The organism is Roseibium sp. ROS1 (genome assembly GCF_054658215.1).
This window is the reverse complement of sequence record NZ_BAAGIG010000002.1, coordinates 1,564,608-1,581,519: the sequence shown is the minus strand read 5'-3', so window position 1 is coordinate 1,581,519 and position 16,912 is coordinate 1,564,608. Positions and strand designations below refer to the sequence as shown.

The following is a 16,912-nucleotide window of genomic DNA, read 5'->3' as shown; positions in this document are numbered from 1 at the left end:
ACGAATATCCTGGACCCACGAAACGCCATCGGGGTTCGCTTCTTTTGAGTTTAATGTGAGGTTATCCGTGCGCAGGCTCACATGGCACAACGCCAGCCAGTCTGATGAGCAGCTTCGAGAATATCTCATTCTCGCATTGCTTCGTTCGCGTGCCTGCGTCACCTTGCAGGACGACGCGCTTCAATACCTTTATATCGCGAACCTGCCTCACATATGGTCGGTGCCCGAGGGAGAGACCCCGAAGGACGAAACGGTCTTCGGTCATTCCGTGGGCAGGCAGCTCGATGACGCCAAGAAGACAGTGCTGGAGACGGGGCGTTCGGAAAAGCTCGAGGTGATGGCTGAAGGTGGCCAAGTTTTCGAGATCCACATCGAAACGATTTCCGGTGTTGAAGGCATCACCCAGGTGCTGACAACCGTTGTCGATGTTACGGAAAGCCGCCGACGAGAGCAGGCGCTCAAGGATTTGCTGCTGGAAGTCAGTCACAGATCGAAGAACCTTTTGGCTGTGATCCAGAGCCTGGCAGGCCAGTCCGCTCGCTACGCCGGGTCGCTCGAGCAGTTTCTTGCCGAGTTTCAGGGGCGGATCTTTTCCCTTTCAAATTCACAGGATCTTGTGACGGAAGCTGACTGGTTCGGTGTTCGCCTGTTCGATCTTGCCCGGGCTCAACGCGCGCTTTTCGATTCAAAGCGTGTCATTCCCATCTCCATGACGGGCGAAAATCCTTTGCTGACCCCCAATGCTGCACTTTACATCGGCCTGGGCTTGCATGAATTGATCGCCGCAACACTGGACGTCGGCTGGGCTTCGGCTGACCAGGGAATATTGCTCACCTGCAAAACGGTGATGAGGCAGGGCCGGTTGTGCCTCGTTCTCAACTGGAATGCAGGAGAGAGAGGCAGGGTAGACACCAAAAAGGCGCTTGCCGCAGGTGAAGCAGATGGTGACAGAACCGCATTTTCCGCCTTGCTGCTCGAAACAGTGCTGCCGCAATCCCTGAGCGGTTCTGCCGAATTGAGCATCTCCCCTGACGGAATAGATTACAGCATGGTGTTTCCGAAAACTGAGTACAACGTTCGGCAGGAGATGGGTGAAGACCTCCTCCGGGCTTAAATTCTGCGTTCAAATTCTTCACTTCTCGCAGTAACTCATTCGGCTGGTCGGCGGTTGTAGGGCGTTCTCGGAATGGTTGTTTTCAAATACTTCAATGAATATTGAAATTAACAAATGTTATGATGATATTTTGAAATTTGTTGTTGGTTCTACAAGTGATTTTTGTTGCTTGCATCGTGAAAACTTCCTAATTCTGTTGTCCCCATACCTTCTTCCCGGATCAGGCCCGCGGCGATGAAAAGACACATTCCCCTTCTTGTGTTCGTGATAAGTGCCGCTATCGGCCTGTCGCTGACCTACGTCATTCTGGACAGGGAGCGAGCGGTTGAGCGGCGGGAATTCGAAATACTCGCAGAAGAGGCGGTCGACCGGATCCGCGGGCGCACTGAGCAGAACTTTTCTCTCATTGCAGCCACGCATTCGTTTTTCGAAGCGGATGGCGGAGCCATGTCGAGGGCCAAATTCCAGAGCTTTGCCCTTGGCCTGTTCCTGAAGGGGCATTTGTCCGGCATGCAGGGTATCGGCTTTGCCAAGCTGATGCAGACCGGCAGGGAAGATGAAGCAAGCCTGGCATTGCAGCAGAATTACGAACTGGACCGTCAGGTCTGGCCCGAGACGGACCAGGCGCATCGGACCCCCATCATACTTCTTGAGCCGCTGGACCTGCGAAACAAGGCTGCACTCGGCTTCGACATGTTCAGTGACGAAACCCGCCGCAAGGCCATGCTGGCGTCCGCAGACACCTTCACAGTCAAGGTATCAGCCCCTGTCATGCTGGTTCAGGAAATCACGGAGGAGAAGCAGACGGGATTCCTGGCGTATCTCCCGCTGGCAAGTGAAGAGGAAGCTGCCGGAGAAAAACTGAACGGCGAAGAAAGCATCCAGGGCTTTGTCTATGCGCCTTTCCGTGCCGGGGACCTGCACAAGGCTGCCCTGACTTCTCCGACCCCGGTACCGGTTCTTGTCAACACGACCGACGTGACGGATGAGCAGCCGGAGCACCTGTACACCTCTGAAGACTATGAGGCGCGTGCCGCGGAAGCTGAAAATCTCGTGACACGGCAGATCGAAGTCGGTGGACGGATTTGGGAAATCTCCGTTATCGAAGCCGCTTCAAAGGACAACGCCTTTCTTTATTGGCGTACCTTCATGCTCGGGTCGATATCTCTGCTTTTCTCCGCTGCGCTCGCGGTTTCGATTCGCTCCCGCCTGCGGGCGAGAGAGGCCAATCAGCGCCTGAAGGAAATGTCTGAAAAGACGATCCAGGAAAAGGATCTGATGCTTCAGGAAATGAAGCACCGGATCAAGAATTCAATTGCCCGCATTCTCGCGATTGCTCGCCAGACCGCCGGTGCCTCCGAAAGCCTGGAGGAATTCAATGATTCGTTCAGCTCTCGCCTGCAGGCCATGGCGAATGCGCAGGATCTGTTGACCCGGTCCAGGTGGTCGAAGGCGGACTTGAAAGCATTGCTTCTGCAGGAACTGGAGCAGGTCTTTGGTGAGGGGGCAAAGGGCATCAAGCTTGCAGGCCCGGCCGTTCAACTGAACGAGACCGGCACCCATGCGCTTGGTCTGGTGTTTCACGAGCTTGCGACGAACGCGATGAAATATTCCGATGTCTTTGCTGATGACGGACGCTTCGAGGTTATCTGGAAGGTCTTGCCGGCCAAAAAAGGCAAGCAGCTTGAGCTCGACTGGCTTGAGGAGACCGGAAAAGTGATTGAAGCTCCGAAAAATTTTGGCTTCGGCAGCAGGCTCATGGAAGCGCTGGTGGCTGGTGAGATGAATGGCAAGATCGATCGGCAGTTCACCGAGAAGGGGGTTGCCATCCGGATTTCCGTGCCTCTGGTCTGAGAATCGGCTGCTGGGCCATGATTTGCCCGAGTGCATTCTCAAGCGCCGTTTGAACATGGAAGGGACTGCCTAAAAATGAGCCAGCATGGCATGGCCCTGGATTATGTGTTGCTGACCCCGCAGGAGATGGCGAAAGCCGATCGACTGACCATTGAGGGGGGTGTTCCAGGTATCGAACTCATGGAGCGGGCCGGCCAGGCTGTGGCACGTGCTGCGGTGCGGATGGTTCCGGCTTCAGGTCGGATAGTCATTCTTTGCGGTCCCGGCAACAATGGCGGTGACGGTTTCATTGCGGCGCGTTGTCTGGCGTCAGCCGGATACGGCGTTGATGTCAGGTTGCTCAAAGCGCCCGATGCTCTGAAGGGGGATGCGCTTGAAGCCTTTCGGCGCATGGGGCTTTCTTATGCACTTTCCGTTGAAGGCGATCATATCGCGAGCGATCTAGGCGCTTTATTGGATGGCGCCGATCTGATCGTGGATGCTCTCTTCGGGGCAGGGCTGGACCGCGCTTTAGGCGGAGCCGCCGAAGCTTTGGTGAAAGCTGTCAACAAGTGCGGCGCACCTGTTCTTACGGTAGATCTTCCGTCCGGAGTTCAAGGCGCAGACGGTGTTGTCTGTGGCGAGGCTGTCAGTGCGCAAGAGACGGTCACGTTCTTTCGGCAAAAGCCGGGGCATTTGCTTTATCCCGGTCGTCAAGCCTGCGGCCGGGTTACAGTTGCGCAAATTGGCATCGACGTAACCGTTCTCGATCAAATCGCGCCCGATACTTTTATCAATGGGCCGGACCTCTGGCTTGACCATTGGCCACAAGTCGCGCCGACCGGTCACAAATATTCCAAAGGGCATGCGGTTGTCTTTGGCGGTCCGGTCACGGCAACCGGTGCTGCGCGGTTGTCGGCTGGCGCTGCGCTGCGGGCGGGGGCGGGGCTCGTAACATTGGCGTCACCGCCGGATGCGCTCCTGGTCAACGCAAGCCATCTGACGGCGGTAATGCTGAAGAAGGTTGCCTCTGAAAACGGTATTCGCGAACTCTTGTCGGACAAGCGCCTCAACGCGGTACTGATCGGTCCGGGCTATGGTGTTGGTGAAAAGACCCGATCGGCGGTAGCGGAGATCCTGGACTGTAACCGGGCAAGCGTGTTCGATGCCGATGGTCTGACGAGTTGCGCCGTTGATCGCGCTCCGTTTTTCGAAAGCATCAGGTCGCATAATGCGCCGGTCGTTCTGACGCCGCATGAGGGAGAGTTTGCTCGCCTTTTCCCGGAACTTACAGGTAGCAAGCTGACCCGTGCCAGGGAGGCAGCACGAATGTCCGGAGCTGTCGTGATTCTGAAGGGGCCGGACAGCGTTGTCGCTGCGCCGGATGGGCGTGCGGCAATCAATTGCAACGCACCTCCATGGCTTGCAACGGCCGGGTCTGGTGATGTGCTTGCCGGAATTGTAGTCGGTCTGCTTGCGCAGGGTGTTTCCGGCTTCGAGGCGGCTGCCATGGCCGTTTGGCTACATGGCGAAGCAGGCCGCGAGGCCGGGCCGGGGCTGATCGCAGAAGATCTTGAGAGTGCCCTGAAACCCGCGCTTCGCGCACTTGTGGAGAAATCCGATTTACGGTGAGGCAGGGCACTGCTTTTTCCTTTGACGGGAAAATCAGCGATGCTATAGAGGCCCCGCTTCAATCGCAGGGTGGTTTGCCACTTGTTGCGACGCGGATGTGGTGAAATTGGTAGACACGCCAGATTTAGGTTCTGGTGCCGCAAGGCGTGGGGGTTCAAGTCCCTCCATCCGCACCATTCTTCAAAGTGAATTCCATCCTGTGCGCATTCGGCGCTTGTCGTTCGACGTTGCGCTTTTTGTCGAGAACCCTCGTATTTGGTCGCCGTTTTATAATCACCAAGTGTCAGGCCTGGTGGGGCACCGTTGACTGTGCGGAGTTGTTGCGCAGCGCAAATTTGCGTTCCGTGTGGCTTCAGCAGTGCGGGCCGGTCTGGTCAAGCTCTGGCCAAGCTCTGGTTTAGCGTGGTCTGGCATCATGCTGTCAACATCAGTGACGGGGAGCGGTTCTTTACTGCAGGCCGGCGAGGTTGGCGGAATTAGCTTCCGGCTCCTGGAAGAGACCAAATCACTTGATCGAAAGAGCTGATTTTAGGCGATTTACGCCAGCAAAACCCCGCTCTCCCCTTGACACTTTCGGGCCTACGCAGTATCGCGCTCCCATCGTGCGTCTTGGAGTCTCTTCAAGGCGATGCATGGCCGTTTGAACGCTCCCGGCAAAAGGGGAGTGCAGGCGATGTGGCACACGGGATTTTAAAAACGAAACCTCCGGGGCGGATTGCCGCTCGGGACCGAGGACGACAAAACCCATGCAGGTAACCGAAACCCTCTCCGAGGGCCTCAAGCGTGAGCTGAAAATCGACATTCCGGCTGGTGATCTCGCCGCCAAGCTCGACGATTACATGGCCGACCTGAAATCCAAGGCCAACATCAAGGGCTTCCGCCCTGGCAAGGTTCCGCTCGCCCATCTGAAAAAGATGTATGGCCGTCAGGCCATGGCCGAGATCCTGTCGAACACCATCCAGGAAACGACCCAGAAGGCTGTTGAGGAGCGCTCCGAGCGCCCGGCTCTGACCCCGGAAATCGATCTGCCGGAAGAAGATGCTGAGAAGATCATGGCTGGCGACGCCGATCTTTCCTTCAAGATGACCTACGACATTCTGCCGAGCTTCGAGATCGTTGATTTCGCCGGTATCGAAATCGAGCGTCCGGTCGTTGAAATCGCTGAAGAAGAAGTCGACGAGCAAGTTTCCCAGATCGCCAAGAACAACGCACCGTTCGATGCGAAAGACGGCGCGGCTGCAGACGGCGACCGCGTGACCATGTCCTACCTGGGCAAGATCGACGGCGAGCCTTTTGAGGGCGGTGCCGACGAGAACGGCATGCTGGTTCTGGGTTCCGGTCAGTTCATCCCGGGCTTCGAAGAGCAGCTTGTTGGCGTCAAGGCCGGCGACGAGAAGGTCATCGAAGTGTCGTTCCCGGAAGAATATCCGGCTGCACATCTGGCCGGCAAGGCTGCCACCTTCGACATCGTCGTCAAGGAAGTTGCCGCACCGGGTGAAGCCAAGGTCGACGACGAGTTCGCTAAGAACCTCGGCCTTGAGTCTCTCGACAAGCTGAAGGAAATCGTCCGCGGCCAGATCGAAGGCCAGTTCGGTCAGATGACCCGCCAGCGCGTGAAGCGTCAGCTGCTCGACAAGCTGGACGAGCATTATTCGTTCGATCTGCCGGAAAAACTGCTGAACTCCGAGTTCGATGTTGTCTGGCGCCAGGTCGAAGAAGACATGAAGCGCAACGAGAAGACCTTCGAAGACGAAGAGACCACGGAAGAAGAAGCGAAGGCGGAATACCGCAAGATCGCTGAGCGCCGTGTTCGTCTCGGCCTGGTTCTGTCCGAAATCGGTGAGCAGAACAACATCCAGGTGACCGACGAAGAACTGCAGCGCGCTCTTTATGACCGCGTCCGCCAGTTCCCGGGCCAGGAACAGCAGGTGTTCGAATTCTACAAGAACAACCAGCAGGCTCTGGCTTCCCTGCGTGCGCCGATCTACGAAGAAAAGGTCGTCGACTTCATGCTGGAACTCGCCAAGGTGACCGACAAGACGGTTACCAAGGAAGAGCTGGAGAAGCTGGTCGCCGAGGAAGAAGACGAGGCTTAAGGTCAATCCGCTTTCGGGGGAATGCTCTCGAAAGCGGCCAGATTGGCCGGTTGGTTTTCCCGTCTATCCCCAGATGTGGCCGCAGATTTAACCTTGCATTCACGCCGCATCTGTCATGACTTTGCGTTGAGGGCGACATCCCATATATACGGGGTGTCGCTTTTTTCGAGTCAGGCCCTGAATCGATGCGCTTCATGGCCTGTTTCCTGCCCGGAGACCCTCCGGGCAACATCTCAAGCATATGGATGAGGTATGAAGGATCCTGTCGATATCTACATGAACACTCTCGTGCCGATGGTTGTCGAGCAGACCAACCGGGGAGAGCGGGCCTTCGATATCTATTCGCGCCTGCTGAAGGAGCGCATCATCTTCTTGACCGGCCCGGTCGAGGATCACGTGGCAACCCTGGTAAGCGCACAGCTTCTGTATCTGGAAGCTGAAAACCCAACCAAAGAGATCGCGATCTACATCAATTCGCCGGGAGGTCTCGTGACCTCCGGTCTTGCGATCTATGACACGATGCAGTTCATCCGCCCGGCTGTGTCGACGCTCTGCATCGGCCAGGCAGCCTCCATGGGCTCGCTTCTGCTTGCCGCAGGCGAGAAAGACATGCGCTATATCCTGCCGAACGCGCGGGTCATGGTGCATCAGCCGTCCGGCGGGTTCCGCGGTCAGGCTGCCGACATCATGCTTCATGCACAGGAAATCCTGGCCATGAAGCGCCGGCTGAATGAAATCTACGTGAAGCACACCGGACGCACCCTCGACCAGGTCGAGGAGGCACTGGAACGTGACAACTTCATGACCGCTGACAAAGCTAAGGAATTCGGGATCGTCGACAAGGTGATCACCGACCGCAACACGCTTGGCGGCGACGAAGAGAAGTGAGGGACTTACCCGGCTTTAATCATGGATTGAATTTCCACGCTTAAAGCCGGAAAATCCCCAGGTGATGCCGGGTTTTCATCTTCGCCTTAAACCTATATTGATTTTTAATGGCGAAGCATGATGACATTACATGGTGAGGCGGCGACTGTGCGCCGCTTCAGAACCGGTTCAGTCATAATTTGGCCGCAACCGGAGAGATAAGGGGAAACACTCCCCGTAAACGCGAGGTTGACTACATGACCAAGGCCAGCGGCAGCGATTCCAAGAATACGCTTTACTGCTCCTTCTGCGGCAAGAGCCAGCATGAGGTTCGCAAGCTGATCGCCGGCCCGACTGTTTTCATTTGCGATGAATGTGTCGAGCTGTGCATGGATATCATTCGCGAGGAGAACAAATCCTCGCTGGTGAAGTCACGGGACGGGATCCCGACCCCTCAGGAAATTCGCGACGTTCTGGATGACTATGTCATCGGGCAGGGCAGCGCGAAGAAGGTTCTATCGGTCGCCGTTCACAACCATTACAAGCGCCTCAATCACGCATCGAAAAACAACGATGTCGAGCTGGCGAAATCCAACATCCTTCTGGTCGGCCCGACCGGTTGCGGCAAGACCCTGCTTGCGCAGACCCTTGCCCGCATTCTGGACGTGCCATTCACCATGGCTGATGCCACCACGCTGACCGAAGCCGGTTACGTGGGTGAGGACGTTGAAAACATCATCCTGAAGCTGCTGCAGTCCGCCGACTACAACGTCGAACGCGCGCAGCGCGGCATCGTATACATCGATGAGGTCGACAAGATCAGCCGCAAGGCCGACAATCCGTCGATCACCCGCGACGTTTCGGGCGAAGGTGTTCAGCAGGCACTTCTGAAGATCATGGAAGGCACCGTTGCTTCCGTGCCGCCCCAGGGTGGCCGCAAGCATCCGCAGCAGGAATTCCTGCAGGTGGACACGACCAACATCCTGTTCATCTGTGGCGGCGCCTTTGCCGGCCTCGACAAGATCATTTCCGATCGTGGCACGCAGACCTCCATCGGGTTCAAAGCGCAGGTCCATGCACCGGAAGATCGCCGGATCGGCGAACTCTTCTCGGTACTTGAGCCGGAAGATCTGCTGAAATTCGGCCTTATCCCCGAATTCGTCGGCCGTCTGCCGGTTATCGCGACCCTGGAAGACCTCGACGAGGAAGCCCTGGTTACGATCCTGACGGAGCCGAAGAACGCTCTGGTCAAGCAGTACCAGCGTCTTTTCGAAATGGAACAGGTGGAACTGTCCTTCCACGAGGAAGCCCTCAAGGCGATCGCTCGCCGGGCCATCGAACGCAAGACCGGTGCACGCGGCCTGCGTTCGATCCTCGAAGCCATCCTGCTCGATACGATGTACGAGCTGCCGGGCCTGAAGGGTGTCAAGGAAGTCGTGATCTCACCGGAAGTCGTGAAGGGCGAGGCACGCCCGCTCTATATTTACGAAGACCGGGAAGAAACGTCGGCTACCAGCGCCTGAGGCACTGAAGGCTGTTTCAAGAAACCGTGAATAAATGCCGCTCAACTTGAGCGGCATTTTGTTTTTGGGCGGTCATGCGCTTGTTCGGGGCCGTTTTCCACTGGTGCAATGAGTCGTCAACAGACAAGACTTGTGGGCAGCAACCGATTGCCTTGACACCGGCAGGTCTGGTGTCCACCTAATAGACCTAAGGACGGCTTATGCGGATTGTCGGCGCGCCCATCTGGGGTGCCGTGATCTGGCCTTCAGGACCTTCCGGTTCGGAGCCGTTTTCCAGTGTTTTGGCTGCCTTTTACCGAGTGGGGCCGGGACACGCTGAGAAAGGAAAAAAAATGAGCGACGTAGAAATTCGCGCCACAGATCAGGACAGCACGTCTGTCTACCCCGTCTTGCCCCTGCGCGACATCGTTGTCTTCCCGCATATGATCGTGCCGCTGTTTGTCGGCCGCGAGAAGTCAATCAAGGCGCTCGAAGAGGTGATGACCACCGACAAGCACATTCTTCTGGCAACACAGATGAATGCAGCTGACGACGATCCCAAGCCTGACCAGATTTACAATGTCGGCACGCTCGCGACCGTGCTGCAGCTTCTCAAGCTGCCCGACAATACGGTCAAGGTGCTGGTGGAAGGCGGTGCACGTGCACAGATCGGCGAATACACCGACCGTGCCGACTATTTCGAGGCCTCCGCAACGGTTCTGCCGGAGCGTGATGGCGAGAACATCGAAGTGGAAGCGCTTGCGCGCTCGGTCGTGTCCGAGTTCGAGAACTACGTGAAACTGAACAAGAAGGTTTCGCCGGAAGTTCTGGGCGCGATCAACCAGATCGACGATTATTCCAAGCTCGCCGACACGGTAGCTTCCCATCTTGCGATCAAGATTCCGGAAAAGCAGGAAATCCTTGGCGTCGTTTCCGTCGCCGAGCGGCTTGAGCGCGTCCTGGGCATGATGGAGAGCGAGATCTCCGTCCTGCAGGTGGAAAAGCGCATCCGTTCCCGCGTCAAGCGGCAGATGGAGAAGACCCAGCGCGAGTACTATCTGAATGAGCAGATGAAGGCCATCCAGAAGGAGCTTGGCGACAGCGAGGACGGCCGCGACGAGGTTGCCGAACTCGAAGACAAGATCAAGAAGACCAAGCTGACCAAGGAAGCACGCGAACGCGCTGCGGCCGAAATCAAGAAGCTGAAACAGATGAGCCCGATGTCCGCGGAAGCGACCGTCGTGCGGAACTATCTGGATTGGCTGATCGGCATTCCGTGGAACAAGAAGTCCAAGGTCAAGCACGACCTGGCCTTCTCCGAAAAGGTTCTCGACACCGACCACTATGGCCTTGAAAAGGTCAAGGAACGGATCGTGGAGTATCTGGCGGTCCAGAGCCGGGCCAACAAGTTGCGTGGTCCGATCCTGTGTCTCGTTGGTCCTCCAGGCGTCGGCAAGACCTCGCTCGGCAAGTCGATTGCGAAGGCGACCGGCCGTGAATTCGTACGCATGTCGCTCGGCGGTGTGCGGGACGAAGCGGAAATCCGTGGTCACCGCCGTACTTACATCGGCTCGATGCCCGGCAAGGTCATTCAGTCGATGAAGAAGGCCAAGAAGTCCAATCCGCTGTTCCTGCTCGATGAAATCGACAAGATGGGCATGGACTTCCGCGGCGACCCGTCATCGGCTCTGCTGGAAGTGCTGGATCCGGAACAGAACTCGTCCTTCATGGACCACTATCTGGAGGTCGAATACGACCTTTCGGATGTGATGTTCGTGACCACGGCGAACACGCTGAACATTCCGGGCCCGCTGATGGACCGTATGGAAGTGATCCGCATCGCCGGTTACACGGAAGAGGAAAAGGTGGAAATCTGCCGCCGTCACCTCATCCCGAAAGCCGAGAAGGATCATGGCCTGCGCGAAGGTGAGTTCACCATCGAGGATGAAGCGCTTCACTTCATCGTGCGCCGCTACACCCGCGAAGCCGGTGTGCGTAACCTTGAACGTGAAATGGCAACCCTTGCCCGTAAAGCGGTCAAGGACATCCTGATGAGCGACAAGGAAAGCATCACGGTGACCAGCGAGGTCGTCGAGAAATACCTTGGTGTGCCGCGGTATCGCTACGGCGAAGCTGAACTGGAAGACCAGGTCGGTGTGGTTACCGGCCTTGCCTGGACCGAAGTCGGCGGTGAGCTTCTCACCATCGAAGGCGTGATGATGCCCGGCAAGGGCAAGATGACCGTCACCGGCAACCTGAAGGACGTGATGAAGGAATCGATTTCTGCGGCGGCATCTTATGTCCGCTCGCGTGCGATTGATTACGGCATTGAACCGCCGACCTTCGAAAAGAAGGACATTCACGTTCACGTTCCTGAAGGGGCTACCCCGAAGGATGGTCCGTCCGCCGGTATCGCGATGGCTACGGCTGTGATCTCGACCATGACCGGCATTCCGGTTCGCCGGGATGTTGCCATGACCGGTGAAATCACCCTGCGTGGTCGCATCCTGCCGATCGGTGGTCTGAAGGAGAAGTTGCTTGCTGCCCTTCGTGGCGGAATCAAGCTGGTTATGATCCCGGAAGACAACGCCAAGGATCTGGCGGATATCCCGGACTCGGTCAAGAACTCGCTTGAGATCATCCCGGTTTCGGGCATGGAAGAAGTGCTGAAAAACGCTCTTGTTCGCTTGCCAGAGGCCATCGAATGGGATGAGTCAGCTCACGAAGCTGCAACCAAGGCGCGAGAAAAGGACGATGACACCTCCGGTGTTCTTGCCCACTAATCGCGACATTGCAGCGCACAAATTGGAAAGCCCCGGGAAAACCGGGGCTTTTCTTTTGAATAATCGGTCAAAATGGCTGTTTTCTGCGAAAAAACCACTTGCGTTTCAGTTCAATTCAACCGAATTTCGCGCAACGGCGCTGACAGGAATCGTCGGCACTCTGCCGTTTCTTAGAAAGGTATCTGCTATGAATAAGAACGATCTGATCGCAGCTGTTGCAGAAAAGACCGGCCTCACCAAGGCGCAGGCAGGCGAAGCAGTTGACGCAACTTTCGAAGCTGTCACCTCTACGCTGAAGAGCGGCGACGAAGTCCGCATCATCGGCTTTGGTAACTTCACCGTTTCCGAACGTGCAGCAACCGAAGGCCGTAACCCGCGGACTGGCGAAACGATCCAGATCCCGGCTTCTAAGACGCCGAAGTTCAAGGCTGGCAAAGGCCTGAAGGACGCCGTGAACGCCTAATAGCGCTCACGAGCGATTTCTTCGCTCAACCCCGTATCCGGAAACGGATGCGGGGTTTTTCCTTGCCTGTTTTCTATTTTTGATTGAGCTCTGGCGAATTGCCATTGCCACATTATATTGCGTTTGTCGTGAGGTGATGCCAATTGCTCGACAGGAGTTGGAATGTCACTGCAAGCCTTGATCCGCAGGCGCCAACGCGCGCTATTTGATGCCTGGGTCCGTGACCCCCTGGTGCAGGTTCAGGTGGAACACCCCGAGGCACTTGGACGCCTCGTGTTCCTCGACGATTTCGACGAGGACGTCCAAACAGGAAAAGCCGGCAGAAGCAGCCTGAAGAACGTAGCCATCGTGCAGAAACCCGGAAACGCGGACGAAAATGCCAGCGTATGGGTGAGGGCGGGTTATTCGTCCTATCAGAAAGCCTGGCTGCGCTTTGTCGAGCAGGTCTACGGCATCAAGGCCGCGCCGTCGGATCTTGCCGGGTACAATATCGACCACCTGCTCAACAAGGCACGTAGTCCCAATAAAGCCGGGTTCATTCGCATCGAAGCCATCAACGATGCCGTCAATCAGGCGTGGGGCGGTTTGTTCGAGCGAGCAGCCAGCAATCCAGAATTCAGTGCCAATCAGAATCGCCTTCGCCGGACGATGTCCTGGATCATTGCCGCCAAGCTCATGGGTCAGCCGCCGCCAAGAGGACCGAACGACCAGCAGGGGATTGCCCGTCTGGTGCAGTTTTTCAATAAGAACGGACTTGCCGCGGACAATCCGCAGCGCGGGCTCACCGACATGCTCCAGTTCGCCTACAAGTTCCAATAGATTTAGCGGGCACTTGCGATCACGTCGCGTGCGGCGCGCTGGCCGGAAAGCCAGGCGCCGTGCACTGTTGCCGGATAGTCCTGGGAGGTGGCTTCTCCCGCAAAGAAGACCCTTCCATTGAGGTCGGCAGCCAGTGCTTTTCTTGCTCGCGGCTCCACCCCGACAGGCAGGAACGAGTAGGATCCTCGCGTTCGTTCGTTTTGCTGCCAGGCGGAACTTATGCTGGCGTCAGGCGGCGGTATGTCGCGGCCGAACATCGTTTGAAGCGCTTCGAAGGCGACCTGTCTGCGGTTCTCTTCACCAAGTTTCTCAAGGTTCTGAGCAAATTCGCCGACATTCAGCGCACATAGAATCGGTTTTCCGGTCAAGGGCGAAAGATTCGGCCAGTAGGCAAAAGTGTCAGGCTTGCTGGATATGCGACCGAAGTTGTGGACAGTTTCATCCCAGAAGGCTTCCGGGAACGAGAGATAGATTTTATCAAGCACGCCCATGCGCAGGGAACTGACGGCGTTGCGCTTGTTGTCAGGAAGACCAGGTGAAAAGACGATGTCGCCAGCCTTCAGGACACCCAGAGACACTGCGCAGATTGCAAAATCGGCCTCCAGTACACCGTTCTCAGTTCTTACCGAAACGCCCCTTTGGGAATGGTCGATTTGGTTCACGACGGTTTCGGTCTGGATGGTCAATCCCTCCGCCACACCCAATGCAATCTTGTCATAACCTCGCGGAAGCACGGCGTCGGGTCCCTTAAAGGCACCGCCTTCTTCAACGGCCGCAAGCGAAAGGTTGCTCACTGGCGCTGCAAATTCCTGCTCCAGCAGAATATGCGCCATGAAGCCGAGTTCAGCGTCAGTGAGGCTCGACAGGGCCCGTTGCCGGCGTATCTTTTCAATGGCATTGGCTGCCGATATCCGGGTGAGGGAGGTTTCAGTGTCGTCCAGAAAATCTTCCAGGGCGTTCGCGAAAGTCTCGAAACGTTCGACTGCTCTGCCACCGTTGCCGGTCAGGTCGAAGACCTCCTCGTTGTCGTAATCCCACTCGAACATCGGCTGTGAGAAGCGCTGCGCGAGCGCTGTGATGGGGTTGGACCGTGTTCCATGGATCCAGCTTGCTCCAAGGTCGAGAGGTGCCCCCAACGATCTGTCCGTATGCAGACGGCCGCCGATCCGGTTACCAGCCTCAAGCATGGTTACGGAGAAGCCTGCGTCTGCAAGTGTTCTTGCAGCAGCCAGACCGGCGATGCCGGCACCGACAACAACCACTCTCTGTCCGGCCACGGATTGTGATGAGCTTTTTCTGGCAGACAGCGGCAGGCCGGTGAGGGCTGCCAGAATTCCAGTCAGAAATAACCGGCGGGATGTCACCATGGGTGCGGCTTTCTCAAGCTTTTGAAGCGGTCAGTTTGCCGGTTTTCGGAGCCGTCATCCACAGGCTTTATCATTGAAACGGAAATCTGAGATTTTGCTCTTGCCAAGCAGCAAACGAGCCCCTAAAAGGCGTCTCACCTCGTTGAGGGCGATTAGCTCAGTTGGTAGAGCGCTTCGTTTACACCGAAGATGTCGGGAGTTCGAGTCTCTCATCGCCCACCATTCCCCTTATGAAATCCGTCACTTGTAACCAGGTGCCTGCGCACCGGGGTACTTTCTGCTGTTTGCTGCCGCTCTCACATTGCCAGGCAGTTCGCTGTTTCGGAAATTCGCACATTTACAGTCATTTCGCTTTGCCGCCGTTGCTGGGCATACCGGTGGCGGGTTGATTTCGTTTGGCCTTCGAATGGTGAGTTTTCTTTTTCCTTTTTGTCCGATAAACTTCTGCGGCTAAATAAAAAACTCGTTTAAAGGTAGCTACTTGGCAAGATGGGAATCCTAGTTTTCATCAAGATGTTCGGGGCAGTCATGCTGCTCCTTTACGCGGTTCGCATGGTTCGGACAGGTTTTGAAAGGGCGGCCGGGCCAACGTTGAGACGCGCCATCGGCAAAGCGTCCTCCGGACCGGTTGCCGGCGCCTTGTCTGGTACAGCGGTTGCCATTTTGCTGCAAAGTGCGACGGCGGTTGCGATCCTGGCGGCGGGATTTGCGACATCCGGCTTCATTTCCACAGCTGCCGGACTGGCGGTTCTGCTGGGCGCCGATCTCGGGTCGGCGCTTGTCGTGCAGTTTCTTGTGTTCGATCTCAGCTGGCTGGTGCCGTTGCTCCTGGGTGGAGGAGCGTGGCTGTTCCTGAAGCTCGACGCTCGGTCCGCGAAACAGATCGGACGCATTCTTCTGGGAATCGCTTTCATCCTGATTGCGCTGCAAATGATCGGCGAAGCGACGACGCCGTTGAAGGAAGCGCGGTTCATGCCGCAGTTTGCCGGCTTCCTTGCGCAGGACACGCCGACGGCGATGGCGGTAGGGGCGCTTCTGGCGTTTCTGGTGCATTCCAGCGTGGCAGCCGTGCTGATGATCGCAGCGCTGGTGCAAAAGACCGGCCTGCCGCACGAGGCTGCGATTCCACTCGTTCTGGGAGCGAACATTGGTGCGGGCATCGTCGCGCTCTGGCTGACACGCGGAATGGATCGCAAGGCCAAGCTTTTGCCGCTCGGCAATTTTCTCTTCAGGTCAACCGGTGCTGTGCTGGTCATGCTGGCGCTAAAATTCCACGATCTGCCTCTGGCTTCGATCAGCAATGACCCGGCTCAGCAGATCGTTGCCGTTCATGTGCTTTTCAATCTCCTGCTTGTTCTCGTCTGCCTGCCACTGACAAGACCGGTTGCCTGGCTGGTTGAACGTCTGGTGCCCGACAGAGAGGAACAAGAAGAGGCGGACCGGCTGACACCGCAAAGCGCGCTGGACAAGCAACTGGTCGGCAATCCCAGACTTGCCCTGGCCAGTGCAACGCGTGAACTCCTGCGTATGGGGGAACTGGTCGAGGTGATGGCAAGACCGGTTCTCATGATGCTGGAGAAGGGCAGTGAGCCGGAAATCAGGCGCTTGCAGCAGTTGGATAAGCAGGTCAATGCGATCCACTCCTCGGTGAAACTCTACATCGCAGAGGTGAATCGTGGGGAGCTGACCGGCGAACAGGCTGAGCGCAGCATGGAACTGGTGGGGTTCGCGGTCAATCTGGAGCGCGCTGGAGACCTTGTGGCAAAGAACCTTCTCGAACTTGCGCTGGAGTTGCAGAAGAACAAGATCAGCTTTTCGCAGGAGGGGCTGAAGGAGCTGACCTGGATGCACGACCGTGTTCTGGCGAACATGGAGCTTGCCCTCAATGTGCTCGTTTCGGCGGACGTCGCGTCTGCGCGTGAGTTGATTGCAGAAAAGGACAAGATGCGCACCCTGGAACGCGAAAGTCATAACCGGCACCTGGAGCGGCTGAAATCGAAAACGCTTCAGAGCATGGAATCGAGCAACGCCCATCTGGAAGTCATGCGCAGCCTCAAGGAAATCAATTCGCTGTTCGCAGCTGCGGCGGTGCCTATTCTTGCCAGAGAAGGCCTGTTGCGCGATACGCGGCTGGTGCCGGCTGAATAAAACACGGCTGAAGAACGAGAATCTGCGTGGCTCAGGTCGTATTTATGAGCTGGCGAATGTGTTTGACGCTAAGTCCATCGGAAAACAGTCCGTGGCAACGCGGATAATTCCGTTACGAAACAGGAAGTTATCCACATTGATCGGCAAGGCGGCTCTGGGGAAAACCCGCGATTGGGCGCTTCTTTGTCAAAAAACGGCAATTCGGACGGAATAGGGTGCTTGACTTCCCAAACCAGCCGCCGTACATCAGCGCCACTTCAGGGCGACAACGCGTCGCCTGACGAAGCG

General features: G+C 56.8%; 11 protein-coding genes and 2 tRNA genes. 12 read left to right on the top strand and 1 reads right to left on the bottom strand.

Features of this window, described 5'->3' with window-relative positions; all coding sequences use genetic code 11:
- The first annotated feature begins 67 nt into the window (after nucleotides 1-67).
- The 10 genes from ACYQ6M_RS15290 to ACYQ6M_RS15245 all read left to right on the top strand — a co-directional run bounded on the left by ACYQ6M_RS15290 (nucleotide 68) and on the right by ACYQ6M_RS15245 (nucleotide 13,109).
- On the top strand, nucleotides 68-1,114 hold the full coding sequence (locus ACYQ6M_RS15290; protein WP_460074509.1) for a sensor histidine kinase: 1,047 nt from the start codon (nucleotides 68-70) through the stop codon (nucleotides 1,112-1,114).
- 234 nt (nucleotides 1,115-1,348) lie between these two features.
- Nucleotides 1,349-2,968 carry a CHASE domain-containing protein gene (locus ACYQ6M_RS15285; protein WP_152506453.1) on the top strand — a complete coding sequence of 540 codons (1,620 nt, stop codon included), beginning with the start codon at nucleotides 1,349-1,351 and terminating at the stop codon, nucleotides 2,966-2,968.
- Nucleotides 2,969-3,043: 75 nt separating this feature from the next.
- Complete coding sequence (locus ACYQ6M_RS15280; RefSeq protein ID WP_460074508.1) at nucleotides 3,044-4,579, top strand: NAD(P)H-hydrate dehydratase; 1,536 nt, start codon at nucleotides 3,044-3,046, stop codon at nucleotides 4,577-4,579.
- 91 nt (nucleotides 4,580-4,670) lie between these two features.
- Nucleotides 4,671-4,755 (top strand) — tRNA-Leu (locus tag ACYQ6M_RS15275).
- A gap of 570 nt (nucleotides 4,756-5,325) precedes the next feature.
- On the top strand, nucleotides 5,326-6,675 hold the full coding sequence (gene tig, locus ACYQ6M_RS15270) for a trigger factor (RefSeq protein WP_055654535.1): 1,350 nt from the start codon (nucleotides 5,326-5,328) through the stop codon (nucleotides 6,673-6,675).
- A 252-nt stretch (nucleotides 6,676-6,927) separates the two neighbouring features.
- Nucleotides 6,928-7,563, top strand: a complete 636-nt coding sequence (locus tag ACYQ6M_RS15265; protein WP_022998420.1) for an ATP-dependent Clp protease proteolytic subunit — start codon at nucleotides 6,928-6,930, stop codon at nucleotides 7,561-7,563.
- A 236-nt stretch (nucleotides 7,564-7,799) separates the two neighbouring features.
- Nucleotides 7,800-9,065: an ATP-dependent Clp protease ATP-binding subunit ClpX gene (gene clpX / locus ACYQ6M_RS15260; RefSeq protein WP_022998421.1), complete on the top strand. Its 1,266-nt coding sequence runs from the start codon at nucleotides 7,800-7,802 to the stop codon at nucleotides 9,063-9,065.
- Nucleotides 9,066-9,397: 332 nt separating this feature from the next.
- The gene (lon, locus tag ACYQ6M_RS15255; RefSeq protein WP_460074507.1) at nucleotides 9,398-11,827 is read left to right on the top strand and encodes an endopeptidase La; all 2,430 of its coding nucleotides are present in this window, start codon (nucleotides 9,398-9,400) and stop codon (nucleotides 11,825-11,827) included.
- A gap of 187 nt (nucleotides 11,828-12,014) precedes the next feature.
- Nucleotides 12,015-12,290 carry an HU family DNA-binding protein gene (locus ACYQ6M_RS15250; protein ID WP_031268410.1) on the top strand — a complete coding sequence of 92 codons (276 nt, stop codon included), beginning with the start codon at nucleotides 12,015-12,017 and terminating at the stop codon, nucleotides 12,288-12,290.
- A 273-nt stretch (nucleotides 12,291-12,563) separates the two neighbouring features.
- Nucleotides 12,564-13,109, top strand: coding sequence for a hypothetical protein (locus tag ACYQ6M_RS15245; RefSeq protein ID WP_460074506.1), 546 nt, complete (start codon nucleotides 12,564-12,566; stop codon nucleotides 13,107-13,109).
- A gap of 2 nt (nucleotides 13,110-13,111) precedes the next feature.
- Here ACYQ6M_RS15245 and ACYQ6M_RS15240 read toward each other — a convergent pair whose 3' ends face one another.
- Nucleotides 13,112-14,476, bottom strand: coding sequence for a flavin monoamine oxidase family protein (locus ACYQ6M_RS15240; protein WP_460074505.1), 1,365 nt, complete (start codon nucleotides 14,474-14,476; stop codon nucleotides 13,112-13,114).
- Nucleotides 14,477-14,622: 146 nt separating this feature from the next.
- Here ACYQ6M_RS15240 and ACYQ6M_RS15235 point away from each other — a divergent pair.
- Nucleotides 14,623-14,698 (top strand) — tRNA-Val (locus tag ACYQ6M_RS15235).
- Between the two features lie 267 nt (nucleotides 14,699-14,965).
- Nucleotides 14,966-16,624, top strand: a complete 1,659-nt coding sequence (locus ACYQ6M_RS15230) for a Na/Pi cotransporter family protein (protein ID WP_460074503.1) — start codon at nucleotides 14,966-14,968, stop codon at nucleotides 16,622-16,624.
- Nucleotides 16,625-16,912 lie beyond the last annotated feature (288 nt).